This is a genomic window from Ramlibacter sp. 2FC (assembly GCF_005503345.1).
Classification (GTDB): Bacteria; Pseudomonadota; Gammaproteobacteria; order Burkholderiales; family Burkholderiaceae_C; genus SCMQ01.
The window spans coordinates 52,704-77,274 of the sequence record NZ_SCMM01000020.1; the positions used below are offsets into that span (position 1 = coordinate 52,704).

Consider the following 24,571-nt stretch of genomic DNA (forward strand, 5'->3'; position numbering starts at 1 on the left):
GCTTTTTCAAAGAGGAGTCGAGGACATGGATCTGGGTATCACAGGCAAATGGGCACTGGTCGGCGGTGCGAGCAAGGGGCTGGGCTGGGGCTGCGCCCAGGCCCTGGCGTGCGAGGGCGTGAACGTGGTCATGGTGGCGCGCGGTGCCGAGGCGCTGCAGGCCGCGGCCGCGCGGTTGCGCGCGACGGTCGGCGCGGGCGTGCAGGTGCTGCCGGTGGCGGCCGACATCACGACCCCCGAGGGGCGCGCGGCGGCCCTGGGCGTGGCCGGCGGGCCGGGCAAAGATTTCGACATCGTGGTCACCAACGCCGGCGGTCCGCCGCCCGGCGATTTCCGCGACTGGGACCGCGAGGCCTGGATCAAGGCGGTGGACGCCAACATGCTGACGCCGATCGAGCTGATCAAGGCCACGGTGGACGGCATGGCGGCGCGCGGCTTCGGCCGCATCGTCAACATCACCTCTAGCGCGGTGAAGGCACCGATCGACATCCTGGGCCTGTCCAACGGCGCCCGCAGCGGCCTGACCGGCTTCGTCGCCGGCGTGGCGCGCAGCAAGCTGGCGGCGCAGGGCGTGACGCTGAACAACCTGCTGCCCGGCAAGTTCGACACCGACCGCATCGCCGCGACCATAGGCGCTGCGGCACAGAAGAGCGGCAAGAGCGTCGACGAGATCCGCCGCGTGCAGCAGGCCCAGATCCCGGCCGGCCGCTTCGGCACGCCCGAGGAGTTCGGCGCGATCTGCGCCTTCCTGTGCAGCACGCAGGCGGCCTACATCAACGGCCAGAACCTGCTGGCCGATGGCGGGGCCTACCCGGGTACCTTCTGAGGCCACGAGCCCGCCCGGCAGGCCCTGGGCAGCTGGACAACCCCGGGTTGTCACGCACACAAACGACAGCCTGCTGGCCAAGCTGCGGTTTTCCTAAGATGAAACATGTCACGGCCCCGCCCCGCCTGCGGGGACCGCGGACCGCCCCCTGTTTCCGAACCCGAGGAGAACCATGAAGCCGATGAAAACCCTGAGCGGCCTGCTGGCCGGCCTGCTGCTGAGCGCGGGGGCCCTCGCGCAGACTTTCCCGAGCAAGCCCGTCACCATGATCGTGCCCTGGCCCGCCGGAGGCCCGTCCGACTTCGTGGCCCGCAAGCTGCAGAACGACATGGCCAGGTCGCTGGGCCAGGCCATGGTGGTGGATAACGTCGGTGGCGCGGGCGGTGCGATCGGCGTACAGAGGATGCTCAATGCCCCGGCCGACGGCCACACCCTCGCGCTGGGCAGCCCCGTGGAGCTGATCGTCGCCCCGCTGACCATGGCGGCCGTCAAGTACAAGGCCGAGGACATGAAAATCGTCGGCCAGGTCGTCAAGGCCCCGCTGGTGCTGCTGGCCCGCAAGGACTTGCCGGCCAACAGTTTGGAAGAGCTGATCCAGCTCGCCAGCCGCCCGGGCGCCCAGGGGCTGTCGATCGGCAATGGCGGCAACGGCAGCCTGTTCCACCTCGCCGCCGAGAAATTCAGTCAGCAAACCGGCACGAAGTTCGTGCATGTCCCCTACAAGGGCACGGCGCTGATGATCGCCGACCTGATGGGCGGGCAGGTCGATCTGGCGTTCACCGTGTTCGCCGGCAGCATTCCCGCCACCCTTGCCGAAGGCAAGGTCAAGGCCATCGGCATTGGTGCCAAGGCCCCGCTGCCCAGGTTCCCGCAGATTCCCGCCCTGGCCGCACACCCCAGGCTGGCGGGGTTCGAGTTCGATTCCTGGGCCGGCGTCCTCGTGCCGCGCAGCACGCCCGATGCGGTGGCGGACCGCCTGAACAAGGCCGTCTACGAGGCATTGCGCAATCCCGACACGCGCACCGCGTTCGAAGCCACTGGCAACCAACTGGTCGACCCGACCCCGGTGGCGGAACTGGACCGCATCTACCGCGCCGAGATCGCCCGTTACCAGGCGATTGCCAAGTCCATCCACTTCGAGCCGCAGTGACGCGGCCGAGCCGACGCGCCTGACATGCCCATCAGCCACGCCGTCCTCGGTCCCGAGCAAACTGCCGAGGCCCTGCCGTACCCGCAGCTCGCACAAAGCGTCAAGGCCTTGCTGGCCGACCCTTCGGTCTCGGTGCCGCCGCGCATCGTGCAGCCGCTGGCCCAGGGCGGCAGCCTGTTCGTCATGCCGGCGTCGGACGAAAAGCTGGCCATCGCCAAACTCATCACCTTCATGGCGGACAACCCCGGCCGCGGCCTGCCGGCGATCCAGGGCGACATGCTGGTGTTCGACGCGCAGGACGGGCGTCGGCTGCAGATCCTGCACGGCCCCACCGTGACCGCGCGCCGCACGGCCGCGGTGTCGCTGCTGGCGGCCATGGCGCTGGCCCCGGCGCCGCAGGGCAGGCTGCTGATCGTGGGTGCCGGCGTGCAGGGGCGGTCGCACCTGGAGGCCTTCGTGCAGGGTCTGGGCGTGCGCGAGGTGCTGGTCGCCTCGCGCTCGGCGGCCAGCGCCGAGGCGTTGGTGCAGCATGCCCATGGCCTGGGCGTGCAGGCGCAGCGCAGCGACGACCCCGATGCCGCGCGACGACGCCTTTGTCTGTGCCGTGGGCGCCTTCACGCCGCGCATGGTCGAATGGGCACCCGAGGTCTGCCGCCACATGGCCGGGCGCGGCCGCGTGGTGGTCGACAGCCGCGACGCCGACCACGAGGCCGGTGACCTGCTGCAGGCGGGGCTGGACCCGTCTGCGTTCGCTTCGCTGGCGGACGTGGTCAACGAGTCCCCGCGCTGGACGAGCCAGGCCACGCGCGGCGGGCCGGTGTTTTTCAAGAGCTGCGGCTGGGCCGGTTGGGATCTGGCCGCCGCCCACTGCGTCGTCCATCCCTGAGTTTTCTCTGGCCCGAATGCGTGGTCGCACTCAGGCCGCGTCGAAGAAGTAGCGTTTGAGGCCGGCCAGGATCATCTCGACGGCCAGCGCCGAGAGCACCAGGCCCATGAGCTTCTCGGTCGCCGCGACCATGGCGTCGCCGACCCAGCGTCGGATCCGCTCCGCTGCGATCAGCACCGTGCCGCACAACGCCATGGCCAGCGACAAGGCCGCGATCCAGGACGCCATGCCGTCCGGCTGGCGCGAAGCCAGCAGCAGCACGGTGGCCATGGCCGAGGGGCCGGCCAGCAGCGGCACAGCGAGCGGGAACACCAGCGGCTCGCGGCCGCTCACGGCGTCCTGCTGCGCGCCCTCGTGGGTGAAGATCATGCGGATCGCGATGATCAGCAGGATCACGCCGCCGGCTACCTCGAGCGAGCGCTCGGACAGGTGCATCAGCGCCAGGAAGCCGCTGCCGGCGAGCATGAAGCCGAGCAGGATCGCGAAGGCGATCAGGCTCTCGCGCAGTGCCACGCGGGTGCGGCGCTCGGGCGCCACGCCGTTCATCACCGAGATGAAGATCGGCAGGGCGCCGAACGGATCGAGCACCAGCAACAGCAGGATGAAGGCGGAGAGGAAGCTGTGATCCATGGCGGGGTCGCGGCCTATTGCTGAGAGGCGCCACCCGGTGGCGCGCCGGGTCCCGGATCAGCCCTTGGCCGCCAGATGGTCGAGCGCGGAAAACCCGGCGGCGCGCTCGATGGCCTCGCCGGCGGCGAGCAGCAGGTCCTCGCGGAAGCGGGTGGCCACCAGTTGCACGCCGACAGGCAGGCCGTCCTGCACGCCGGTAGGCACGGCCAGGCCAGGCAGGCCCAGCATGGCGGTGTTGAGCATCGGGGTCTGCGCGAGCAGGATTTCCTCGAAACGCTGCTGCGAGCGCAGGTCGTCGTCGACCGGGAACTGCCGCTCCCAGGAGTTGGGCGTCAGCAGCACCGGGTACTTGTCGAGGAAGACCGCCCAGTCGCGCGCGATGTTGAAGCGGCGCATCAGGCCTTCGAGGTACTGGTCGCGGTCCCAGGGCGTGACCCCGCCGGTGAAGTAGGCGAGCGACTGGCGCAGGGCGTCGTCGCCCAGCTTGTTCATGGCCGCGATGCCGGCGCGGCGCATGTCGTCCATCACCATCTGGCGGTGCATCGCGGCGGCCTCCTCGAAATGCGGCGGCTCGGCCTCCTCGACCTCGTAGCCGGCCTTGGCCAGCCACTCGGCCGCCTGGTTCACGGCGGCGACCACGCTGGCGTCGACGCGCGAGCCTTGCCAGCGCGTGAACACGGCGACCCGGGTCGGGCGGGCCGAGTCCGGGTACCGCAGCGGGGCCGGCGTCCATTGCGGATCCAGCGGCGAGCCCTGGGCCATCACCTCGAGCGCCAGCCGCGCGTCGGCCACGGTCCGGGTCAGCGGTCCCTGGACCGACATCAGCTGGTTGCTGACGATGCGATTTGGCGCGCTGGCCTTGTAGGAGGGCACGCGGCCCACGGTGGTGCGCAGGCCGACGACGCCGCAGGCCCAGGCCGGGTAGCGGATCGAGCCGCCGTAGTCGTTGCCGTGCGCGATGGGGCCCATGCCCATGGCGACGGCCGCCGCGGCGCCGCCGCTGGAGCCGCCCGGCGTGACGCCGGCATCGAACGGGTTGAGGGTACGGCCGTGGAACGCGTTGTCGGTGAACCAGCGCAGCGAGAAGGCCGGCGCGTTGTTGCGGCCGACGATGATGGCGCCGGCGTCGCGCAGCGACGTCACCAGCGGCGAGTCAGTCGGGGCAATGTTGTCCTTCAGTGCGGCCACGCCGTCGGTGGTGGGCTGTCCCGCCACGTCGATATTGATCTTGATGCTGACCGGCACGCCATGCAGCGGGCCCAGGCGGTCGCCGCGCGCGAGTGCCTGGTCGGCCGCGTCGGAGGCGGCCAGGGCCTGCTCGGGCAGGACCGTGACCAGCGCGTTGATGCGCGGGTTGACCTCGGCGATGCGGTCCAGCACGCTCTGCGTGGCCTCGCGGGCCGAGACCTGCCTGCTGCGGATGGCTTGCGCCAGATCGACGGCGCCCAGGCGCCAGAGTGCTTGTGTCATTCGTTTTCTCCGCGGCCGCAAGCGGCCGCTCATGGGGTGTGGAATCAGTCGCGCAGGAAGCGCTGGACCAGCAGCGACCAGAAGGCCGCACCGATGGGCAGGATGTCGTCGTTGAAGTCGTAGCCGGGGTTGTGCACCATGCAGGCGCCCTCGCCGGCGCCATTGCCGATCAGCAGGTAGCAGCCGGGGCAGTGTTCCAGCATGGAGGCGAAGTCCTCGCTGCCGGTCAGGGGCTCGCCCTGCAGGGTCACGCGCTGCGGGCCCAGCAGTTCCAGCGCCACCTGGCGCGCGAACTCGGTCTCGGCCGGCGTGTTGACCAGCACCGGGTAGTCGCGCCGGTAGTCGATCTGGGCGCGTACGCCGAAGCTCTCGGCCTGGGTCGTGACCAGGAGACGGATGCGCTGCTCGAGCAGGTCGCGCACGCCGCGGTCGAGCGCGCGCACGCTGAGTTCGAGCCGGGCGCTGGCCGGGATCACGTTGTTGGCCTGGCCGGCCTGGAACGTGCCGACCGTGACCACGGCGGTCTGGCGCGGATCGACGTTGCGCGAGACGATGGTCTGCAGCGCCATCACGATGGCCGCGCCGGCGACCACGGTGTCGCTGGCCTGGTGCGGCATGGCGCCGTGGCCGCCCTGGCCATGCAGGATGATCGTCACGTCGTCGCTCGAGGCCATGATCGGCCCTTCGCGCAGCACCAGCTGCCCGGCCGGATGGCCCGGCATGTTGTGCATGGCGTAGATGGCGTCGCAGGGGAAGCGCTCGAACAGGCCTTGCTCGATCATGATCCTGGCACCGCCCGGATGCTCCTCGGCCGGCTGGAAGATCAGGTTCAGCGTGCCCGAGAAACCCACGTTTTCCGCGATATGCCGCGCCGCGGCCAGCAGCATGGCGGTGTGGCCGTCATGGCCGCAGGCGTGCATCACGCCGGCATGACAGCTGGCATGGGCGAAGGTATTGGTCTCGTGGATCGGCAGGGCGTCCATGTCGGCGCGCAGGCCCAGGCGCCTGCCGCCCTGGCCGCGCCGCAGCTGGCCGACCAGGCCTGTGTCGGCCAAGCCGCGGTGCACTGTGTAACCCCAGGCGGCCAGGCGTTCGGCGACCAGGTCCGAGGTGCGGAATTCCTTGAGGCCCAGTTCGGGGTGGCGATGGATGTCGCGGCGCAGGGCGACGAATTCGTCGGCCCGGGCCTGCTGGTCGGCGAGGACGGTGCTCATGGAGGCGGCCGTGCTCACTGGGCCTGCAGGTTGACCGTGCGCGCGATGCCGCGGTAGAGGGTCATGTCCGACACATAGGCGTTGGCCGCCTCGTCCAGCGTGAGGGGGTTGGAGATCAGCTGGCCCTGGGCCGCGAGCGTGGCGCGCAGGTCCGCGTCGCCCAGCACCTTGGACAAGGCCTTGTGCAGGACCTGCACGATGGGCTCGGGCGTGTCCTTCCTGACGAAATAGCCGCTGCCTATGCTGTAGTGGAAGCCCTTGAGCGCCTTGCCCTCGTCGACCGCCGGCACATGCGGCACCAGCGGCTGGCGGCCCTTGGACAGGACGGTGACGAACTTGAGCTTGCGCTCCTTGTCCATGGCCACATGGGGCGCGCCGTAGGGCGTGATGAAGATGTCGATCTGGCCGCCCAGCAGGTCCTGCAGAATGGGGCCGCCGCCCTTGTAGGGCACATGGGTCATGGGAGCGCCGATGACCTTGGCCATCTGCTCGCCCAGCAGGTGGTAGAAGGAGCCGTTGCCCACGCTGGCGTAGGTCACGGGCTTGCCTTCCCGGGCCATCTTCTGCGCATAAGCCACCAGTTCGTCGGCGTTCCTGGCCGGGAAATCGCCGCGCGCGACCACGGCCAGCGGGGCCAGGGCCACGCGCTGCACCATGCGGAAGTCTTCCGGCCTGTACTTCACGGCCGAGATCGCCAGCGGCGCGAGGATCAGCTCGTTGGGCGAGCCCTGGAACAGGTAGTAGCCATCCGCCGGCGCGTTCAGCACCTTCTGCGCGGCGATGGCGCCGCCGGCGCCGCCGAGGTTCTCGATGATCACGGGCTGGCCCAGCTCCTTGGCCAGCGCCGCGTTGACCTTGCGGGCGATGATGTCGGACAGGCCGCCGGCCGGGTAGGGCACCATCAGCATGACGGGCTTGGTGGGGTAACTCTGCGCCAGCGCGGCGCCGGCCAGCAGCAGGCCGGCCAGCAGGCCGGTGAGTTTTCGGGTCAGGTTCATGGAGGTCCTTCGGGAAGGTCTGAAACGAGCGTAGGGGGCCAGCGGATCAGTTCAGCGGGGCCTTCTTGCCGCCGCGGTACTGGAACAGGGTCAGCGCAGGGCTGGCGAGTTCGCCCGTGGCATCGAAGGCGATGCGGGCCGTCACGCCCTGGTAATCGGTGTTGAACAGCGCCGGGCCGTAGACCTTGGGATCGGGCGAACCGGCCTTCTTCATCGCCTCGACCAGCACCATCACCGCGTCGTAGGCGTAGGGCGACGAGCCCTGGAACTGGCCGGCGAAGCGTGCGTCATAGCGCTGCTTCCAGGCCGCGCCGCCGTGCATCTTATCGACCGACGCGCCGCCTTCGCCGCAGGTGACTTGGGCCAAGTTGTCGGGGCTGCCGGCCAGTTCGGCCAGGCGTGTGGTGCAGATGCCGTCGCCGCCGAACAGGCGCACCTGGCCCATGCCCAGCATCTGCATCTGGCGCAGCATCGGGCCGGCCTGCGCGTCCAGGCCGCCGTAGAAGATGGCTTCGGCGCCCTTGGCCTTGATGGCCGTGAGGATGGAGGAGAAGTCGACCGACTTGTCATGCGTGAACTGCTCGTCCACCACCTGCAGGCCCAGCTTCTGAGCGGTTTTTTTGAACACGGCCGCGACCCCCTGGCCATAGGCCGTGCGGTCGTCGACGACGGCCACTTTCCTGAGCTTGAGCCCCGCGGCCGCGAAATGCGCCAAGGCCACGCCCATCGCGTTGTCGCTGGCCAGCAGGCGAAAACTGGTCTTGAAGCCCTGTTCGGTCAGGCGCGGATTGGTGGCCACCGGGCTGATGTGGGGGATGCCGCAATCGTTGTAGACCTTGGACGCCGGGATGGTGGAGCCGGACGTCAGGTGTCCGACCACGCCGTTGATCTTCTGGTCGCACAGCTTCTGCGCGGCCTGCGTGCCCTGCTTGGGGTCGGCCGCGTCGTCCTCGGCGATCAACTCAAAACGCGCCTTCCTGCCGCCGATGCGCACGTCGCGGGCGTTCAGGTCGTCAATGGCCAGGCGCGCGCCATTGACGTTGTCCAGACCCAGGTGGGCCGCAGGTCCCGAGGTCGGGCCGACCTGGCCGATTCTGACGGTGAGGCTGTCCTGAGCCCAGGCGGCGCCGGCCAGTGCCAGGGCGGTCGAAGCGAGGAGGCGCTTGGCGCGAAAGCTGTGCTGCATGAATGGTGTCTCCGGTGGTCTGGGGATGGGGATGGCAGGGCCTGTAAGGCGCGCCACCCCCTGCCGGAAATGCTAGGCATATCGCAGGATAACCATAAGGCTGTCAATTACCGTCATGACAACCATTAGTTGTCTCCGACGTGGCTTCGGGCCCCAAAGAACCCGAGGCGGGCGATTAGCGGTAGGTCGCGAGGTGGATGCTGGTTTCAGTGCTACGTATGCCGCTGATCAGTCGGATGCGCTCGAGGATTTGCGACAGCTCGGTCATGGACCGGGCTTCCAGCTCGGCCAGCAGGTCCCAGCGGCCGTTGGTGTCGTGCAGCGAGGAGACCCCGGGTTCGCCGAGCAGGCTGGCAATCACCTGCCGGGTCTGGTTGCCCTCGACCTGCACGCCCATCCAGGCGCGGATGCGCTCGGGCTCGGCGTCCGGCCGCAGGCGCACCGTGTAGCCGACGATGACCTGGCTGTCCTCGAGCTTGCGAATGCGGTTCTTGACCGTGCCGCGCGAGACCTTGAGCTTGTGCGCGAGGTCGGCCACGTTCATGCGGGCGTCGCTGCGCAACAGGGCGATCAGGGCGTGGTCTAGCTCATCCATCGTTCATTTCGTCAATTTGATGTGCCATTATGGTAAATAAAAATCAAAAACGGAACATTTTTGACGATTCACATTGTCTGAGGCTTTGGCGAGACTCCTCTTCATCCAAAGGAGAGCCTCATCATGCAAAGCAATGCCACTGTTTCCACCCTGTTCCTCAGTGCCCCCGAGATGGCCGAACTGGTCCGCCGCAAGGGCCTGCCCAACTGCCTGGCCGGCATCGCCGACAACATCCACCATGACTTCCTGCGCTGGCAGGCCTTCGACAAGTCGGCCCGCGTGGCCAACCATTCGCAGGACGGCGTGATCGAGCTCATGCCGATCTCGGACGATAGCCACTACAGCTTCAAGTACGTGAACGGCCATCCCAGCAACACGCGCATCGGCCTGTCCACTGTCATGGCCTTCGGCGTGCTGGCCGACGTGGCCACGGGCAGCCCCCAGCTGCTCAGCGAGCTGACCCTGACCACGGCGCTGCGCACGGCCGCGATGTCGGCCGTGGCCGCCAAGGCCCTGGCCCGCCCCGACAGCCGCGTCATGGCCTTGATCGGCAACGGCGCGCAGAGCGAGTTCCAGGCCCTGGCCTTCCAGCACCTGCTGGGCATAGAAGAGCTGCGCCTGTTCGACGTCGATCCCGCCGCCACGGTCAAGCTGGTCGCCAACCTCGAGGGCTCGGGCCTGAAGCTCACGCGCTGCGCGAGCACGGCCGAGGCGGTGCGCGGCGCCGACATCGTGACCACGGTGACGGCCGACAAGACCAACGCCACCATCCTCACGCCCGAGATGGTCGAGCCCGGTATGCATGTCAACGCCGTGGGCGGCGACTGCCCGGGCAAGACCGAGCTGCACGCCGAGGTGCTGCGCGCGGGCAGCGTGTTTGTCGAGTACACGCCGCAGACCCGCATCGAGGGCGACATCCAGCAGCTGCCGGCCGACTTCGAGGTCACCGAGCTCTGGGAAGTGCTGGCCGGCCGCAAGCCGGGCCGCGCCGGCCGCGAGCAGGTCACGGTGTTCGACTCGGTCGGCTTCGCGCTCGAGGACTTCTCGGCCCTGCGCTTCGTGCGCGACGCCGCGGCCGAGCTCGGCGTGGGCGAGCGCATCGCGCTGATCCCGCAGCTCGCCGACCCCAAGAACCTGTTCGGCCTGTTGCGCCGGCCGGCCAGCCCCCGGGACGCCGCAAGGCTGCTCGAGGCCAGCCCCAGCCTGGCCTGAGCGCGCTGCGGGCCCGTACACTGCGGCCATGAGCTCCCGCCCGCCACCCCGGCCATGACGCTGCGCCTGCACCAGCTGCGCGCCCTGGTCGGCGTGGTCGAGCATGGCGGCATACGCGCGGCCGCGCGCCAACTGCACATCTCGCAGGCGGCGCTGACCAAGTCGCTGCGCCAGCTGGAGGAGGACGCCGGCCTGCCGCTGCTGGTGCGCAGCCCGCGCGGCGTGAGCCTGACCGAGGACGGCCAGCGCCTGTTCGCGCGCGCCCGCCTGGTCACGCGGCAGCTGGACCTGGCCGACGAGGAGCTGCGTCAGGCAGCCGGCGATCCGCAGGGCCAGGTCAGTGTGGCTCTGACGCCCTACCTCACGCTCCAGCACCTGGGCCAGGCCTTCCGCTGGTTCCGCCAGCGCTACCCGAGGGTGTCGGTGGAACTGGTCGAGGGCCTGGTCTCGCGCGTGGTCCCGCGCCTGCGCGACGGCTCACTGGACCTGGCCATCGTGGCCGACACCGGCGACCTGCCCGAGGGCGAGTTCCACAGCCAGCACATCCTGAGCACGCGCCAGCACATCGTGGTGCGCCGGGGCCATCCGGTGCTGGCCAAGCCCACGTCCCAGGCCCTGGCCGAGCTGGAATGGGTGCTGACCGGGCCCCGCGACGGCCGCAAGAGCAGCCGCCTGAGGGAGATCTTCACGCGCGCCGGGGCCGAGCCGCCGCAGCAGATCCTGTTCTGCGAAACTCTGGCCGCGATGGCCCTGCTGCGCAGCTGCGACGTGGTGGGCATCGTGCCGGCGGACCTGCTCGACCAGCCCGAATGCCGCGACCTGGCTGTGGTCGACCAGCCCGCGCTCGACCCGGGCCCGCTGCAGCTCAGACTGCTGACGCGGCCCGACGCGCCGCTGGCACCCGCCACGGCCTATTTCGCGCAATGCCTGCTCGATGCCTGCGGCGCGACCGGTGCCTCAGCGTCTTGACGAGACCACGATGCCGCCCACGATCAGCGCGAAGGCCAGTGCGTGGAAGGGCTGGGGCGACTCGCCGAGAAACAGCGCCGACATCAGGGCCGCGAACAGCGGCGTGAGGTTGGAGAAGAAGCCCGCGACGGCCGGGCCGGCGCGCTGCACGCCCAGGCCCCAGCAGCGGTAGGCCAGCACGGCCGGGCCGACGGCGACGAAGGCCAGGGCCGCCGCCAGCGGCCAGCCCCAGGCTATGCGCGCCTCGGTCAGCGCCCATTCGCCGGCGGTGAACAGGCCCGACCAGGCCAGGCCCAGCACCACCTGGGCCATCAGGAAGGCGGCCCAGTCCTGGCGTATCGCCTCGGGCTCGGCGCGGCGCGACAGCAGCCAGCTGTACCAGGCCCAGCACAGGGTGGCCAGCAGCATGAACAGGTCGCCCGCCACCAGGCGCAGCGCCAGCAGCTGCTGCCATTGACCGCGCGAGAGCACCACGGCCACGCCGGCCATGGACAGCAGGGCGCCGGCCAGCTGTGATCGCGTCACCCTGGCGTCGAAGCACAAGGTGCCCATTGCCAGCATCCACAGCGGCATGCTGGAGGCGACCAGGGTCACGTTGAGCGGGGTCGAGGTCTGCAGCGCCAGGTACTGCAGGGCGTTGTAGCAGCCCACGCCCAGCAGTCCCAGCAGGGCGAAGCGCCGCCAGTGCGACCACAGGCCGCTGGCCGGGCGCAGCACCCAGCCCGCGAGCGGCAGCAGGATCAGGAAGGCCAGGGCCCAGCGCAGGAAGTTCAGCGTGACGGGCGGCACCAGCTCATGCACCAGGCGGCCGACCACGGCGTTGCCGGCCCACAGCAAGGGCGGCAGCGTCAGCAGCAGGGCGGTGGCGGGCGTCAGTCCTGGCGTCATGAGCGGCACTGTACAGGGCCTGCGTCCGGCAAGGCTTGCAGATTCATGGCAGGATGCGCATCGTTTGAAAGCAACCGAACCCAGGAGCCCTGCCATGACCCTCGCCGTCCAGATCGACCAGCCTGGTGGACCGGAACAACTCAAGCTCGTGGACCTCAAGGTGGGCGAGCCCGGCCCGGGCGAGATCCGCATCCGCCACCATGCGATCGGCCTGAACTTCATCGACATCTACCAGCGCACCGGCCTCTACCCCTTCCCCATGCCGCTGACCCTGGGCATGGAGGCTGCGGGCATCGTCGAGGCCGTGGGCGAAGGCGTCACCCACCTCAAGGTGGGCGACCGCGCCGCCTACGCCAGCCAGCCGCCGGGCGCCTATTGCGAGGCGCGCGTGATGCCCGCCAAATGCGTGTGCCGGCTGCCGGACGAGATTGACTTCGAGACCGGCGCCGCCATGATGCTCAAGGGCCTGACGGCCCAGTATCTGCTGCGCAAGGTGCGCCCGGTCGAAGGCCTGCAGCCGGGCGACCATGTGCTGTTCCACGCCGCTGCCGGCGGCGTGGGCCTGATCGCCTGCCAGTGGGCCAGGGCCCTGGGCCTCGAGCTGATCGCCACGGCGGGCACCGACGCCAAGTGCCGCTTGGCGCTGGACAACGGCGCCACGCATGCCATCAACTACCGCAGCGAGGACTTCGCCGCGCGCGTCAAGGAGATCACGCGCGGCCAGGGCGTCAAGGTGGTCTACGACTCGGTGGGCAAGGACACCTGGGACAAGTCGCTCGAGTGCCTGAGGCCCTTCGGCCTGATGGCCAGCTTCGGCAGCGCCTCGGGCCCGGTGCCGCCGTTCGCCCCGGCCATGCTGGCCAAGGGCTCGCTCTACGTGACGCGCCAGACCCTGTTCACCCACATCGCGACGCGCGAAAGCACCCAGGCCATGGCCGACGAGCTGTTCGGCGTGGTGCGCAGCGGCCAGGTGAACATCCACATAGCCCAGCGCTTCCCGCTGGCCCAGGTGCAGGAGGCGCACCGCGCGCTCGAGGCACGCCAGACCACGGGCAGCACGATCCTGACGCTGTAAGCCGGCTCAGCGCCCGGGCGCCGCTTCGGGCAGGCGCAGGCGGCTGGGCGCCAGTGCGCCGGCCGAGTCCAGGATGGGGTAGGCGATCGAGCAGATGTGCGAATTGATGCGCTTGAGCTCGCTGATCAGGTCGATGTGCAGCGAGCTCGTCTCTATGCTGGGCACGGTGTGCTCGGACAGCCGCCCCAGGTGGCTGACCGCATAGGCGCGCTCGAGCTCGCGAAAGCGCACTTTTTCCTCCAGCAGCTTCTGCGCGTCGCGCACATTGCCGTTCAGGAACACGCTCATGCCCAGGCGCAGGTTGGCGATCAGCCGTCCGTGCAGGTCGCAGATCTCGGCCATGCCGGCCTCGGAGAAATGGCGTCCCGGCTTGATCTTCTTGTCCTCCAGGTCGATGATCACGCGCTCGATGGCGTCGCCGATCTGCTCCATGTTGATGGTGAAGCTGATGATGTCGGTCCAGCGGCGGCTTTCCTCCTCGCCCAGCGCCTCGCGCGAGATCTTGGTCAGGTAGTACTTGATCGCCGAGTACAGCGCGTCCACGTCGTCGTCCACGCGGCGCAGGTCCGCGGCCAGCTTGAGGTCATCGGTCTTGATCAGCGTGAGCAGGCCCAGCAGCATGGACTCGACCACGTCGGCCTGGTGCAGGGCCTCGCGCGCGGCGCAGGAGATGGCCAGCGAGGGCGTGGCCAGTGCCGATGGGTCCAGGTGGTCCGGCCGCGTGCCCGGCGCCGGCGGCGCCTCGCGCGGCAGCCAGGCCTCGACCCAGCGCGCGATGGTCGGCGTCAGGCCTATGCACACCAGGCACACGCTCAGGTTGAAGGCCAGGTGGAACAGCACGACCAGGGTCGCGGGCTCGCCAACGTAGGGCCGCACATGGCGCAGCCACAGGCCGATCAACGGGGCCATGAGGAGCACGCCCAGGACCTTGAACGCCAGGTTGCCGGCCGGCACCTGCCGCGCCGCGACGGGCGAGCGCAGCGTGGTCAACACCCCCAGCAGGCCGCTGCCTAGGTTGGCGCCGAGCACCAGGCCCAGCGCCACCTCGACCGGAATGCCGCCCGAGGCCGCCAGGCTTGCCGTCAGCAGCACGACGGCCAGGCTGGAGTAGGACAGTACGGCCAGCAGGACGCCGGTCGCGATCTCCAGCAGCAGGTCGCTGGTCAGCGTGGCCAGCAGCGCCTTCACGGGGGCCGACTGGGTCAGCACCAATGTGGCCTCGCGGACCAGGTCCAGCGCCAGCAGCACCAGGCCCAGGCCGATCAGCACGCGCCCGACCCGGCCGGCGGTCGAGCCCTGGCTGGGGATGAACAGCGCCACGCCGAGGAAGATCAGCAGCGGCGACAGCCAGGACAGGTCGAAGGAGAACAGCACGGCCATCAGGCTGCTGCCGATGTCGGCGCCCAGCATGACCGGCAGCGCCGCCGCCAGGCTGACCAGGCCCTGGCCGACGAAGGAGGAGACGATTAGCGCCGTGGCGGTGCTGGACTGCACCAGGGCCGTGACGCCTATGCCCGAGAGCGCGGCCTTGAGCCGGGTGCCGACGCTGTGCGCCAGCAACCGGCGCAGGTTGGCGCCGAACAGCCGCAGGACGCCGGTGCGCACGAGGTGTATGCCCCAGACCAGCAACGCGATCGCCGACAGCAGGTTCAGCAGGTGTTTCATGACCTCAGGCGTTCAATATACGCCTGAAGGGCATCTTGCTCACTGGCTGTGGCGTACACGCAGCAGTTCGTCGAGCACCAGGCAGACCGCGCCCACGGTGATCGCGCTGTCGGCCAGGTTGAAGGCCGGGAAATGCCAGCCGGCCCAGTGGAAGTCCAGGAAGTCGACCACGTAGCCGTGCATCAGGCGGTCGATCACGTTGCCCAGGGCGCCGCCCAGGATGCAGGCCAGGGCGAAGCTGAACAGCTTCTGCCCGGCGTGCGCGCGCAGCATCCAGACGATGAACAGCGCCGCCGCCAGGCCCAGGGCGGTGAAGAACCAGCGCTGCCAGCCGCCGGCCGAGGCCAGGAAGGAGAAGGCGGCGCCGAAATTGTGCACGCGCACCAGGTTGAAGAAGGGCGTGACCACGGTGCTGTCGCCGAGCTGGTAGTAGCCCAGCACCAGGGTCTTGGTCAACTGGTCGGCGACCAGCAGCAGCAGCGCCAGCGCCAGCCAGGGCAGCATGCCGCCGGCGCTGCTCGCAGGGGCGGACTTGGCCTTGGCCATTTAGGCGTGCTTCCGGTCTTCGCCGGCGCCGTAGAGGTTGCTGGTGCAGCGGCCGCAGATCGTAGTGTGGGCCGGGTCTTGGCCCACGTCGTCGCGGTAATGCCAGCAGCGCTCGCACTTGGCGGCCTCGCTGGCCGTGACCATGGTGGCCAGTTCGCCGCCTTGGAGCAGATCGAGCACCGAGGTGATGAACACGAACTTCAGGTCCTCGCCCAGGCTGGCCAGCAGGGCATGGTCCTCGGGGCCGGCGGTCAGCGCCACCTTGGCCTGCAGTGACGAGCCCACCCGGCCCTCGGCGCGCAGGGCCTCGATGTCCTTGTTGACCGCGTCGCGGATCTCGCGGATGCGGCCCCACTTGGCCAGCAGCGCGGCGTCAGGGCGGCCCAGGTCCGAGTAGGTCTCGAGGAAGATCGACTCGGAGGCGCCGAACAGCTTCCAGGCCTCCTCGGCCGTGAAGCTGAGGAAGGGCGCCATCCAGCGCAGCATGGCGTGGGTGATCTGGTGCAGCGCGGTCTGGGCGCTGCGCCGCGCCAGCGACTTCGGCGCCGTGGTGTAGAGCCGGTCCTTGAGCACGTCGAGGTAGAAGGCGCCCAGGTCTTCCGAGCAGTAGACCTGCAGCTTGGCGACCACGGGGTGGAACTCGTAGACCTCGTAGTGGGCCAGGATCTCGGCCTGCAGCTCGGCCGCGCGCGCCAGCGCATAGCGGTCGATCTCCAGCAGCTGCTCGGCCGGCACGGCGTCCTGCGCCGGGTCGAAGTCGCTGGTGTTGGCGAGCAGGAAGCGCAGCGTGTTGCGGATGCGGCGGTAGGCGTCGACCACGCGCGCGAGGATCTTGTCGTCTATGCCCAGGTCGCCCGAGTAGTCGGTGGCGGCGCACCACAGGCGGATGATTTCGGCGCCCATCTTCTCGCTGATCTGCTGCGGCGCGACCACGTTGCCCACGCTCTTGCTCATCTTGCGGCCCTGGCCGTCCACGGTGAAGCCGTGCGTGAGCAGGCCACGGTAGGGCGCGTGGTCGTACATGGCGCAGGCGGTCAGCAGCGAGCTGTGGAACCAGCCGCGGTGCTGGTCGTGGCCTTCGAGGTAGAGGTCGGCCGGCCAGGTGGACTGCGCGGCGTGGCTGTGCTTGAGCACGTGGAAATGCGTGGTGCCGGAGTCGAACCAGACGTCCAGGATGTCGTTGACCTTGCTGTAGTGCGCGGCCTCCTCGGCGCCCAGGATCTCCTCGGCCGTGACCTTGCTCCAGGCCTCGATGCCGCCCTGCTCGACCATGGCGGCGGCCTGGTCGATGATGGCCATGGTGCGCGGGTGCAGCTCGCCACTGTCCTTGTGGATGAAGAAGGGCAGGGGCACGCCCCAGTTGCGCTGGCGGCTGATGCACCAGTCGGGCCGGCCGGCGATCATGTCGCGCAGTCGCGCCTTGCCGTTCTCGGGGTAGAAGTCGGTCTCCTCGATCGCGGCCAGGGCCAGCTGGCGCAGGGTCCTGGCGGCCTTGTCCTGGGCGAACACGCCTTCGCCCTCGTCCATGCGCACGAACCACTGGGCGGCGGCGCGGTAGATCACCGGCGTCTTGTGGCGCCAGCAGTGCGGGTAGCTGTGGACGATGTCGTGGGTGGCGAACATCCGGCCGTTGGCGCGCAGCGTCTCGATGATCTGCGGCACGGCCTTCCAGATGTGGAGCCCGCCGAACAGCGGGAAGTCGCCCGCATAGGCGCCGTTGCCCTGCACCGGGTTCAGGATCTCGTCGTACTTCAGGCCGTGGGTGACGCAGCTGTGGAAGTCGTCCAGGCCGTAGGCCGGCGCGGAGTGCACGATGCCGGTGCCGTCCACGTCGGTGGCGTAGTCGGCCAGGTAGATCGGCGAGAAGCGCCGGTAGCCCTCGTGCACGTCGTACAGCGGGTGCTTGAAGTGCAGCAGGCCCAGGCTCGCGCCCTTGGTGGTCGCCACCACCTCGCCCTCGAGCGCGTAGCGTTCCAGGCATTTCTCGACCAGCGAGGCCGCCAGCACCAGGTAGCCGCGCGGCGTGCGCACCAGGGCGTAGTCCAGGTGCGGGTTGAGGTTGAGCGCCTGGTTGGCCGGCAGGGTCCAGGCTGTGGTGGTCCAGATCACGGCGTAGGCCGGCTGGTCCAGCGGCGCGACGCCGAAGGCGGCGGCCAGCTTGTCGGGGTCGGCGCACTCGAAGCCCACGTCCAGCGTGCTGCTCTTCTTGTCCTGGTACTCGATCTCGAACTCGGCCAGCGAGGAGCCGCAGTCGAAGCACCAGTAGACCGGCTTGAGGCCACGGTAGACGAAGCCGCGCTCCATGATGCGCTTCAAGGCGCGGATTTCGTTCGCCTCGTTGGCGAAGTTCATGGTCTTGTAGGGGTTGTCCCACTCGCCCAGCACGCCCAGGCGCTTGAAGTCGGCCATCTGGCCGGCGATCTGCTCGGTGGCGAAGGCGCGGCTCCTGGCCTGCACCTCGTCGCGCGGCAGGTTGCGCCCATGCTGCTTCTCGATCGCGTTCTCGATCGGCAGGCCGTGGCAGTCCCAGCCGGGCACGTAGATCGCGTCCAGGCCCTTGAGCTGGCGCGCCTTTACGATCATGTCCTTGAGGACCTTGTTGACCGCGTGGCCGATGTGGATCTGGCCGTTGGCGTAGGGCGGGCCGTCGTGCAGCACGAACTTCGGTGCGCCGCAGCGCGCGTCGCGCAGCTTCTTGTAGACACCCTTGTCCTCCCATTCCTTGACCCAGCCCGGCTCGCGCTTGGGCAGGTCGCCGCGCATGGGGAAGGGGGTGTCGGGCAGGTTCAGCGTGGCGCGGTAGTCGGTCTTGGCGTCGGACATGGTGCTTGGTCGAAAAGGCTTGGACAGGCTAGGCCCGAGCGGGATGGCGGTCGGTGCGGAAAATTCAGGCCGTTCGCCCCCGAGCCTGTTCGTAGGGGCGCGCAGCACGCAAGGTGCGGGCGTTAAATTCGGTCGCGCGTGGTCTGACGGTGGGTTTCCGCGTGCATCGAGGCAAAAAAGGCACGCGCGTCGACGCAGTCCCTGGCGATGCCCGCGGTCAGGGCGTCCAGGCTGTCGTACTTGAGCTCGTCGTGCAGTTTGTGCAGCAGTTCCACGCGGATGATTTTACCGTAGGCCCCCTCGGTGCCCAGGCGCTCGGGCCAGTCCAGGCAATGGGTCTCCAGCAGCACGCGGCCGCCGTTCACGTCGTCCGGGTCCAGCGAGGGCCTGATGCCCAGGTTGGCCACGCCGGCCAGGGGCGCGCCGTCCAGTCCGTGCACCAGCACCGCGAAGATGCCGCTGGCGGCCGGCTTCCAGTGCGAAAAGCGCAGGTTCAGCGTGCGAAAACCGTTGCCGTGGCCGGGCCCGGTGGCGCCCAGGTCGCGCCCCAGCTTGGCGCCGTGCACCACATGGCCGCTGATGCTGTAGGGCCGGCCGAGCAGCGCGGCCACGTCTTGCATGCGGCCTGCGCCCAGCGCCTCGCGCACGGCCGAGCTCGACACGCGCAGCCCATGCACCTCGTAGCTCATCATGCGCGCCACGTCGAAGCCCAGGCGCTGCCCGGCCTCGTCGAGCATGGCGTAGTCGCCGGCGCGCTTGGCGCCGAAGCGGAAATCGTCGCCGACCAGCACGTAGCGCGCGCCCAGGCCCTGCACCAGCACCTGGTCGATGAAGGCCTGGGGCGACTGCGCGGCCAGCCGGGCATCGAAAGGCAGCACCACCACCTGGTCGACGCCGCAGCGCTCGAGCTCGGTCAGCTTGTCGCGCAGCGTGGCGATGCGCGCCGGCGCCAGCTCGGGCTTCTTCAGCGCGCCGGCGAAGTAGTCGCGCGGGTGCGGCTCGAAGCTCAGCACGCAGCTCTGCACCCCCCGGTGGGTCGCCTCGTTGTGCAGCAGCGCCAGCATGGCCTGGTGGCCGCGGTGCACGCCGTCGAAGTTGCCGATCGTGAGTGCGCAGGCCGGCGCGATGCCGGGGTGGTGAAAGCCGCGAAAAACCTTCATCGCATCAGTATCTTTTTGATAGCACCCTCAGGCCATCTCGCGTGGCCGGGGGCGCATGAACATGTCATGAAAACAGGGTATATTGTGACGCAGCAGGCTGTGCAGGTTGACCCTTGCGCCGGCCTGGGGCATTCGCGTTGTCGCATCCGTGGTTCTAGAACTGTTGGAAGGGGGCGTTTGTGAAGGTCTTGAAGCTGTCGGCCCAGGGGCTGCCGCAGTCGTGGATCTCGCTGGAACAGGCGGTGATCCACTACGCGTCCGAGGAAGTGCGCTGGGAGGCCGGGCGACAGATTGCCGTGTTCCACGGCGGCCACAACGCGCTCACGGGCCAGCAGTCCATCATCACGGTCAACAGCATCATCGGCACGCGCGGCGTGCCGAACATCAATCCCTTTGACCTGCGTCCCGGCCTCACGAACAGCAAGCTGTTCGCGCGCGACCGCAATGTCTGCGCCTACTGCGGCGGCGATTTCCACGAGATGGAGCTGACGCGCGAGCACATCATCCCGTTCGCCCAGAACGGCGTGGACACCTGGATGAACGTGGTCACGGCCTGCCGCGCCTGCAACCACCGCAAGAGCAGCCGCACGCCCGAGCAGGCCCGCATGCCGCTGCTCTACGCGCCCTACGTGCCCAGCCTCTGGGAAGACTTCATCCTGCGCAACCGCCGCATCCTGGCCGACCAGATGGAGTTCCTGATGGCCCATCTGCCCAAGAGCTCGCGCCTGCACGCCTGAGGGCGAGGCACAGGTCCGGGCCCCTGCCGCATCGCGCCCGCCGAACCACCCGCATGCCCCTGTTCGCCACCACGGTCTTCCTCTCGGCCTTCCTGCTGTTCCAAATCCAGCCCATCGTGGCCAAGATGATCCTGCCCTGGTTCGGCGGGTCGTCCTCGGTCTGGAGCACCTGCATCGTGTTCTTCCAGGCCGAACTGCTGCTGGGCTACGCCTATGTGCACTGGCTGCACGAGCGCCTGCCGGCGCGGCGGCAACCCCTGGTGCACGGCGGCCTGCTGCTGTTGAGCCTGGTCACGCTGCCGGTGGCGGCCGACCCGGCCTGGAAGGGCCTGGCGCTGGCCCAGCCGGGCTGGAGCGTGCTGGCCGTGCTGGCGACGGCGGTGGGCGCGCCCTACCTGCTGTTGTCGACCACCGGGCCGCTGATGCAGGCCTGGTACGCGCGCTCGTTCGCCGCAGCCTCGATCACCGCTCAGCCCTACCGCCTCTACGCGCTGTCCAACCTGGCCTCGATGCTGGCCCTGCTGTCCTATCCGGTACTGGTCGAGCCTTTCCTGCCCGTGGGCTCCCAGGCCTGGCTCTGGTCGGCCGGCTATGCGGTTTTCGTCGCGGCCTGCCTGGCCACGGCCGCGCTGGCCTGGCGCCGCATGCCGCCCCTGATGGCCGAGGCGCCGGCCCTGGTGGCCGAGGCCCCGCACCCAGGGTGGCGGGAGCGCGGGCTGTGGATAGGCCTGGCGGCCACGCCTTCCATCCTGCTGCTGGCCATGACGCGCCACCTGACGCAGGACGTGGCGCCGGTGCCGTTCCTGTGGGTGCTGCCGCTGGCCATCTACCTGCTGAGCTTCATCCTGTGCTTCGACGCGCCGCGCTACTACCGGCGGCCGCTGTTCCTGGTGGCGCTGCCAGTGGCTTTTCTGGCGCTGGACAGCGTGCTCGACAGCGGCACCGACGTCCTGCTGCTGATCATCCTGCTCAGCGTGTCGCTGTTCGTCTTCTGCATGGTCTGCCACGGCGAGCTGGTGCGCCGCAAGCCGCCGCTGCGGCATCTCACGCTGTTCTACCTGATGCTCTCGGTCGGCGGCGCACTCGGCGGCGCGCTGGTGGGCCTGGTGGCACCGGCGGTCTTCACGGCCTATTTCGAGTTGCCGCTCGGGCTGTTCCTGTGCGCGGCGCTGGTCGTGGCGGTGCTGTGGCGCGAGCTGCGCCCGGCCTGGCGCGCCCTGCTGATGCTGGCCCTGCTGGCCTACGGCGCGCGGCTGGCCGTGGTGTCGCTCGACTATGTAGAGGGCTATCGCCGGGTGGTGCGCAATTTCTACAGCCAGCTGCGCGTGCAGGACGCCATGAACGCCCAGCTCGGGCCGCAGCGTGTGCTGGTGCATGGCCGCATCAACCATGGCGAGCAGTTCCTGGGCGCCGCCCACCGCCGCCAGCCCACGGCTTACTACTGCGAGAAGTCGGGCATAGGCCGCGCGATCCGCAGCCTGCAGCAGGCCGGGCAAGCCGCGCCGCTCAAGCTGGGTGTGGTGGGGCTGGGGACGGGCACCTTGTCGGTCTATGGCCGCACGGGTGACGAGATGCGCATCTACGAGATCAACGAGCAGGTGCTCGACCTCGCGCGCAGCGAATTCAGCTACCTGGCCGACAGCCGCGCCAGCATCGTGCCGGTGCTGGGCGACGGGCGGCTGATGCTGGAGCGCGAGCCGGCGCAGCGCTTCGACCTGCTGGCCATGGACGCCTTCTCGGGCGACTCGATCCCGACCCATCTGCTGACCCTGGAGGCCATGCAGACCTACCTGGGCCACCTGAAGCCCGAAGGGCTGCTGGCGGTCCACATCACCAACCATTACCTGGACCTGGGGCCGGTCATGGCCGCGGCGGCCCAACATTTCGGCCGGGTGGCGATGCTTTACGCGCTGGAGCCTGACGAGCAGGACGCCTATTGCCGCAGCTCGGACTGGGTGCTGTTCGTCTCGCCCGAGCGTGCACGCGCCTTGCCCGAGGGGCTGGCCGGCGGCGAGGCGCTGGTGCCGCGCCCCGGTTTCCGTCCCTGGACCGACAGCTTCTCCAACCTGCTCGGCATCCTGAAATAGGCTGGCGCGCGGCGCGCGCCGGCCTGCTCAGGCAAACACGCCGGCCGTGTCCTGCATGCGCGCCGAGACCTCGCCGAGGTGGTGCAGCGTGTCGCCGAACGTCATCTCGAGCTGGGTCAGCTTCTTGAAATAGTGGCTCACGATGTACTCGTCGGTCACGCCTATGCCGCCGTGCAGCTGCACCGCCTGCTGGCCGACGAAGCGCATGGACTGGCCGAGCTGCACCTTGGCGCGGGACAGGGCGCGGCGCCGCTCGTCGGCGGGTGCCTGCAGCTTGAGGCTGGCGTAGTAGCTCATCGAGCGCGCGAGTTCGAGCTGCATCTTCATGTCGGCCACGCGGTGCCGCAGCGCCTGGAAGCTGGCGATCGGCACGCCGAATTGGCGACGCTGGTTCAGGTAGTCGGCGGTGACGGCCAGGGTCCGGTCCATCACGCCCACGGCCTCGGCGCAGAGCGCGGCAATGCCGATGTCCACCGCCTGCTCGAGGGCCGGCAGGCCTTCGCTCGTGACCAGGCTGGCCGGTGCGTCCCGGAAAACGATTTCGGCGGCACGGCTGCCGTCCTGCGTGCCGTAGCCGGCCGCGCTGACGCCTGCGGCCGCGCGCTCGACCAGGAACAGGGCCAGTGCGCCGTTGGCGAGGGCCGGCACCAGCAGGGCCTCGGCCTGGTCGCCCGCAGGCACCAGGCTCTTGGTGCCGCTGACGGTCCAGCCCTGGGCGCCCTGCGTCGCGATGGCCTCGCAGACATCGAGCCGGTAGCGCGCCTTGCGCTCCTGGTGCGCGAGCACGACCAGGGCCTCCCCCATGGCGATGCGTGGCAGCCAGGCCGCCTGCAGGGCCCCGGGCGCCCAGCTACCCAGCGTGTTGCCGGCGATCAGCGTCTGCGCCAGCGGCTCGAGCACCATGCCGCGCCCCAGCTCCTCCATCACCACCATGGCCTCGACCGGACCCAGGCCCAGGCCGCCGTGGGCCTCGGCGATGCTGAGGCCGGTCAGGCCCAGCTCGGCCAGCTCGGCGTAGGCCGCGCGGTCGAAGCCGCCGGCCGCCACGGCCTTGCGGCGCCGCTCGAAGTCGTAACCCTTGTCCACCCAGCGGTGCACGGCCTCGCGCAGCTGCTGCTGGTCCTCGGTGAAATCAAAATCCATTTTCGTCTCCTCAGCCGAGCACGGTCTGTGCAACGATGTTTCTTTGAACCTCGTTGGAGCCGCCGTAGATCGTGGTCTTGCGGTAGTTGAAGTAGTTCGAGGCCAGGGGCGCGTTGGCCAGCTCGCCGCCGGGGAAGTCGCCCTGCCAGCCGGCCTCCATGGCCTCGAAGACGAAGGGCAGGCTGAACGGGCCGGCCGCCAGCATCATGAGCTCGGTGTAGCGCTGCTGGATCTCGCTGCCGCGGATCTTGAGCAGGCCGGCGATCTCCAGCGAGTTCTTGCCCGATTTCTCGGCGGACAGCACGCGCAGCACCAGCATTTCCAGCGCGACCACGTCGACCTCGAGGCGGGCGATCTCGTCGCGAAAGCGCGGGTCGTCCCACACGCCCTCGGCCCGCGCGATGCGCTTGAGCCGCTCGAGCTCGCGCTTGGCGCGGTTCACGTCGGCGATGTTGGTGCGCTCGTGGCTCAGCAGGTGCTTGGCGTAGGTCCAGCCCTGGTTCTCCTGGCCGATCAGGTTCTCGGCCGGCACCTCGACGTTGTCGAGCCAGACCTCGTTGACCTCGCATTCGCCGTCCAGCAGCTTGATCGGCCGCACCGTGACACCGGGCGACTTCATGTCGATCAGCAGGAAGGAGATGCCGGTCTGGGGCTTGCCCTCGCTGCTGGTGCGCACCAGGCAGAAGATCCATTCGCCGTACTGGCCCAGCGTGGTCCAGGTCTTCTGGCCGTTGACGATGTACTTGTCGCCGCGGCGTTCCGCGCGGGTCTTGACCGAGGCCAGGTCCGAGCCCGAGCCCGGCTCGCTGTAGCCCTGGCTCCACCAGACGTCGCCGCTGGCGATGCCGGGCAGGAAGCGCTTTTGTTGCTCGGCGTTGCCGAAGGCCATGATGACCGGCGCCACCATGACCGGGCCGAAGGGCACGATGCGCGGTGCGCCGGCGCGCGCGCATTCCTCTTCGAACAAATGCTTTTGAACCGCGTTCCAGCCCGGGCCGCCGAAGGCCTGGGGCCAGCCGTAGCCCAGCCAGCCCTTGCGGCCGAGGATGCGGGCCCAGCGCTGCATGTCCTCGCGCGACAGGCGCAGGGCATGGTGCACCTTGTGCGCGATGTCGGCCGGCAGGTGCTCGCTGACCCAGGCGCGGACCTCTTCACGGAACTGCTGTTCCTCGGGGGTGAATGCCAAATCCATGGGGATGTCTCCGTGCGCCGGTCAAAACCGGCAAAGTGTTGTGAATGAAAGAGTCATACGTTGAAGGCTTAGCCAGCTACGGCGGCCCCGAGTCATGCGTGCACATTCGTGAGGGTGTG

The 24,571-nt window shown here is 69.2% G+C and carries 20 protein-coding genes and 1 pseudogene; 8 read left to right on the plus strand and 13 right to left on the minus strand.

The features are described from left to right. Nucleotides 1–25: 25 nt before the first annotated feature. The 3 genes and pseudogenes from FFS10_RS10820 to FFS10_RS10830 all read left to right on the plus strand — a co-directional run bounded on the left by FFS10_RS10820 (nucleotide 26) and on the right by FFS10_RS10830 (nucleotide 2,862). Nucleotides 26–826, plus strand: a complete 801-nt coding sequence (locus FFS10_RS10820; protein WP_137894353.1) for an SDR family oxidoreductase — start codon at nucleotides 26–28, stop codon at nucleotides 824–826. Between the two features lie 172 nt (nucleotides 827–998). Next, nucleotides 999–1,976: a tripartite tricarboxylate transporter substrate binding protein gene (locus FFS10_RS10825; protein WP_249931246.1), complete on the plus strand. Its 978-nt coding sequence runs from the start codon at nucleotides 999–1,001 to the stop codon at nucleotides 1,974–1,976. Nucleotides 1,977–2,000: 24 nt separating this feature from the next. Beyond that, nucleotides 2,001–2,862, plus strand: a pseudogene (locus tag FFS10_RS10830) (Rossmann-fold NAD(P)-binding domain-containing protein). A 30-nt stretch (nucleotides 2,863–2,892) separates the two neighbouring features. On the opposite strand, the gene FFS10_RS10835 reads toward FFS10_RS10830, so the two are convergent. From FFS10_RS10835 to FFS10_RS10860, 6 genes are all read right to left on the minus strand, one after another. Then, complete coding sequence (locus FFS10_RS10835) at nucleotides 2,893–3,492, minus strand: MarC family protein (protein ID WP_137894355.1); 600 nt, start codon at nucleotides 3,490–3,492, stop codon at nucleotides 2,893–2,895. Between the two features lie 57 nt (nucleotides 3,493–3,549). Continuing rightward, entirely contained in the window at nucleotides 3,550–4,962 is a 1,413-nt protein-coding gene (locus FFS10_RS10840; protein WP_137894357.1) for an amidase family protein, read from the minus strand. A gap of 44 nt (nucleotides 4,963–5,006) precedes the next feature. Beyond that, complete coding sequence (locus FFS10_RS10845; protein WP_137894359.1) at nucleotides 5,007–6,176, minus strand: M20 aminoacylase family protein; 1,170 nt, start codon at nucleotides 6,174–6,176, stop codon at nucleotides 5,007–5,009. Nucleotides 6,177–6,190: 14 nt separating this feature from the next. After that, on the minus strand, nucleotides 6,191–7,174 hold the full coding sequence (locus FFS10_RS10850) for a tripartite tricarboxylate transporter substrate binding protein (protein ID WP_137894361.1): 984 nt from the start codon (nucleotides 7,172–7,174) through the stop codon (nucleotides 6,191–6,193). A gap of 46 nt (nucleotides 7,175–7,220) precedes the next feature. After that, a complete protein-coding gene (locus FFS10_RS10855; RefSeq protein WP_137894363.1) occupies nucleotides 7,221–8,360 on the minus strand; it encodes a branched-chain amino acid ABC transporter substrate-binding protein in 1,140 nt (379 codons plus the stop codon). Nucleotides 8,361–8,535: 175 nt separating this feature from the next. Next, a complete protein-coding gene (locus tag FFS10_RS10860) occupies nucleotides 8,536–8,955 on the minus strand; it encodes an Lrp/AsnC family transcriptional regulator (protein WP_137894365.1) in 420 nt (139 codons plus the stop codon). A gap of 123 nt (nucleotides 8,956–9,078) precedes the next feature. On the opposite strand from FFS10_RS10860, the gene ocd reads away from it, so the two are divergent. Continuing rightward, nucleotides 9,079–10,167 carry an ornithine cyclodeaminase gene (gene ocd / locus FFS10_RS10865; RefSeq protein ID WP_137894367.1) on the plus strand — a complete coding sequence of 363 codons (1,089 nt, stop codon included), beginning with the start codon at nucleotides 9,079–9,081 and terminating at the stop codon, nucleotides 10,165–10,167. A 54-nt stretch (nucleotides 10,168–10,221) separates the two neighbouring features. Next, complete coding sequence (locus FFS10_RS10870; protein ID WP_137894369.1) at nucleotides 10,222–11,136, plus strand: LysR family transcriptional regulator; 915 nt, start codon at nucleotides 10,222–10,224, stop codon at nucleotides 11,134–11,136. On the opposite strand, the gene FFS10_RS10875 is transcribed toward FFS10_RS10870, so the two are convergent. Next, on the minus strand, nucleotides 11,125–12,024 hold the full coding sequence (locus FFS10_RS10875) for a DMT family transporter (protein WP_137894371.1): 900 nt from the start codon (nucleotides 12,022–12,024) through the stop codon (nucleotides 11,125–11,127). The two genes, FFS10_RS10870 and FFS10_RS10875, sit on opposite strands and share 12 nt — an antisense overlap. A gap of 94 nt (nucleotides 12,025–12,118) precedes the next feature. On the opposite strand from FFS10_RS10875, the gene FFS10_RS10880 reads away from it, so the two are divergent. Continuing rightward, nucleotides 12,119–13,099, plus strand: a complete 981-nt coding sequence (locus FFS10_RS10880) for a quinone oxidoreductase family protein (RefSeq protein ID WP_137894373.1) — start codon at nucleotides 12,119–12,121, stop codon at nucleotides 13,097–13,099. Nucleotides 13,100–13,105: 6 nt separating this feature from the next. On the opposite strand, the gene FFS10_RS10885 is transcribed toward FFS10_RS10880, so the two are convergent. The 4 genes from FFS10_RS10885 to FFS10_RS10900 all read right to left on the minus strand — a co-directional run bounded on the left by FFS10_RS10885 (nucleotide 13,106) and on the right by FFS10_RS10900 (nucleotide 19,293). Next, the gene (locus tag FFS10_RS10885; RefSeq protein ID WP_137894375.1) at nucleotides 13,106–14,764 is read right to left on the minus strand and encodes a Na/Pi cotransporter family protein; all 1,659 of its coding nucleotides are present in this window, start codon (nucleotides 14,762–14,764) and stop codon (nucleotides 13,106–13,108) included. Nucleotides 14,765–14,803: 39 nt separating this feature from the next. Then, complete coding sequence (gene lspA, locus FFS10_RS10890) at nucleotides 14,804–15,310, minus strand: signal peptidase II (protein WP_137894377.1); 507 nt, start codon at nucleotides 15,308–15,310, stop codon at nucleotides 14,804–14,806. Beyond that, nucleotides 15,311–18,133, minus strand: coding sequence for an isoleucine--tRNA ligase (gene ileS, locus FFS10_RS10895; protein WP_137894379.1), 2,823 nt, complete (start codon nucleotides 18,131–18,133; stop codon nucleotides 15,311–15,313). 122 nt (nucleotides 18,134–18,255) lie between these two features. Continuing rightward, on the minus strand, nucleotides 18,256–19,293 hold the full coding sequence (locus FFS10_RS10900; RefSeq protein WP_137894381.1) for a bifunctional riboflavin kinase/FAD synthetase: 1,038 nt from the start codon (nucleotides 19,291–19,293) through the stop codon (nucleotides 18,256–18,258). A gap of 179 nt (nucleotides 19,294–19,472) precedes the next feature. Here FFS10_RS10900 and FFS10_RS10905 point away from each other — a divergent pair, with 179 nt between their 5' ends. Continuing rightward, nucleotides 19,473–20,030, plus strand: a complete 558-nt coding sequence (locus tag FFS10_RS10905; protein WP_137894383.1) for an HNH endonuclease — start codon at nucleotides 19,473–19,475, stop codon at nucleotides 20,028–20,030. A 53-nt stretch (nucleotides 20,031–20,083) separates the two neighbouring features. After that, complete coding sequence (locus FFS10_RS10910) at nucleotides 20,084–22,117, plus strand: spermidine synthase (RefSeq protein WP_137894385.1); 2,034 nt, start codon at nucleotides 20,084–20,086, stop codon at nucleotides 22,115–22,117. Between the two features lie 27 nt (nucleotides 22,118–22,144). Here FFS10_RS10910 and FFS10_RS10915 read toward each other — a convergent pair whose 3' ends face one another. Together FFS10_RS10915 and FFS10_RS10920 are read right to left on the minus strand one after the other, a co-directional pair. Next, nucleotides 22,145–23,260 (minus strand): acyl-CoA dehydrogenase family protein, encoded by a 1,116-nt coding sequence (locus tag FFS10_RS10915; protein WP_137894387.1) that lies wholly within the window; start codon nucleotides 23,258–23,260, stop codon nucleotides 22,145–22,147. A gap of 10 nt (nucleotides 23,261–23,270) precedes the next feature. Then, a complete protein-coding gene (locus tag FFS10_RS10920; RefSeq protein ID WP_137894389.1) occupies nucleotides 23,271–24,452 on the minus strand; it encodes an acyl-CoA dehydrogenase family protein in 1,182 nt (393 codons plus the stop codon). Nucleotides 24,453–24,571 lie beyond the last annotated feature (119 nt).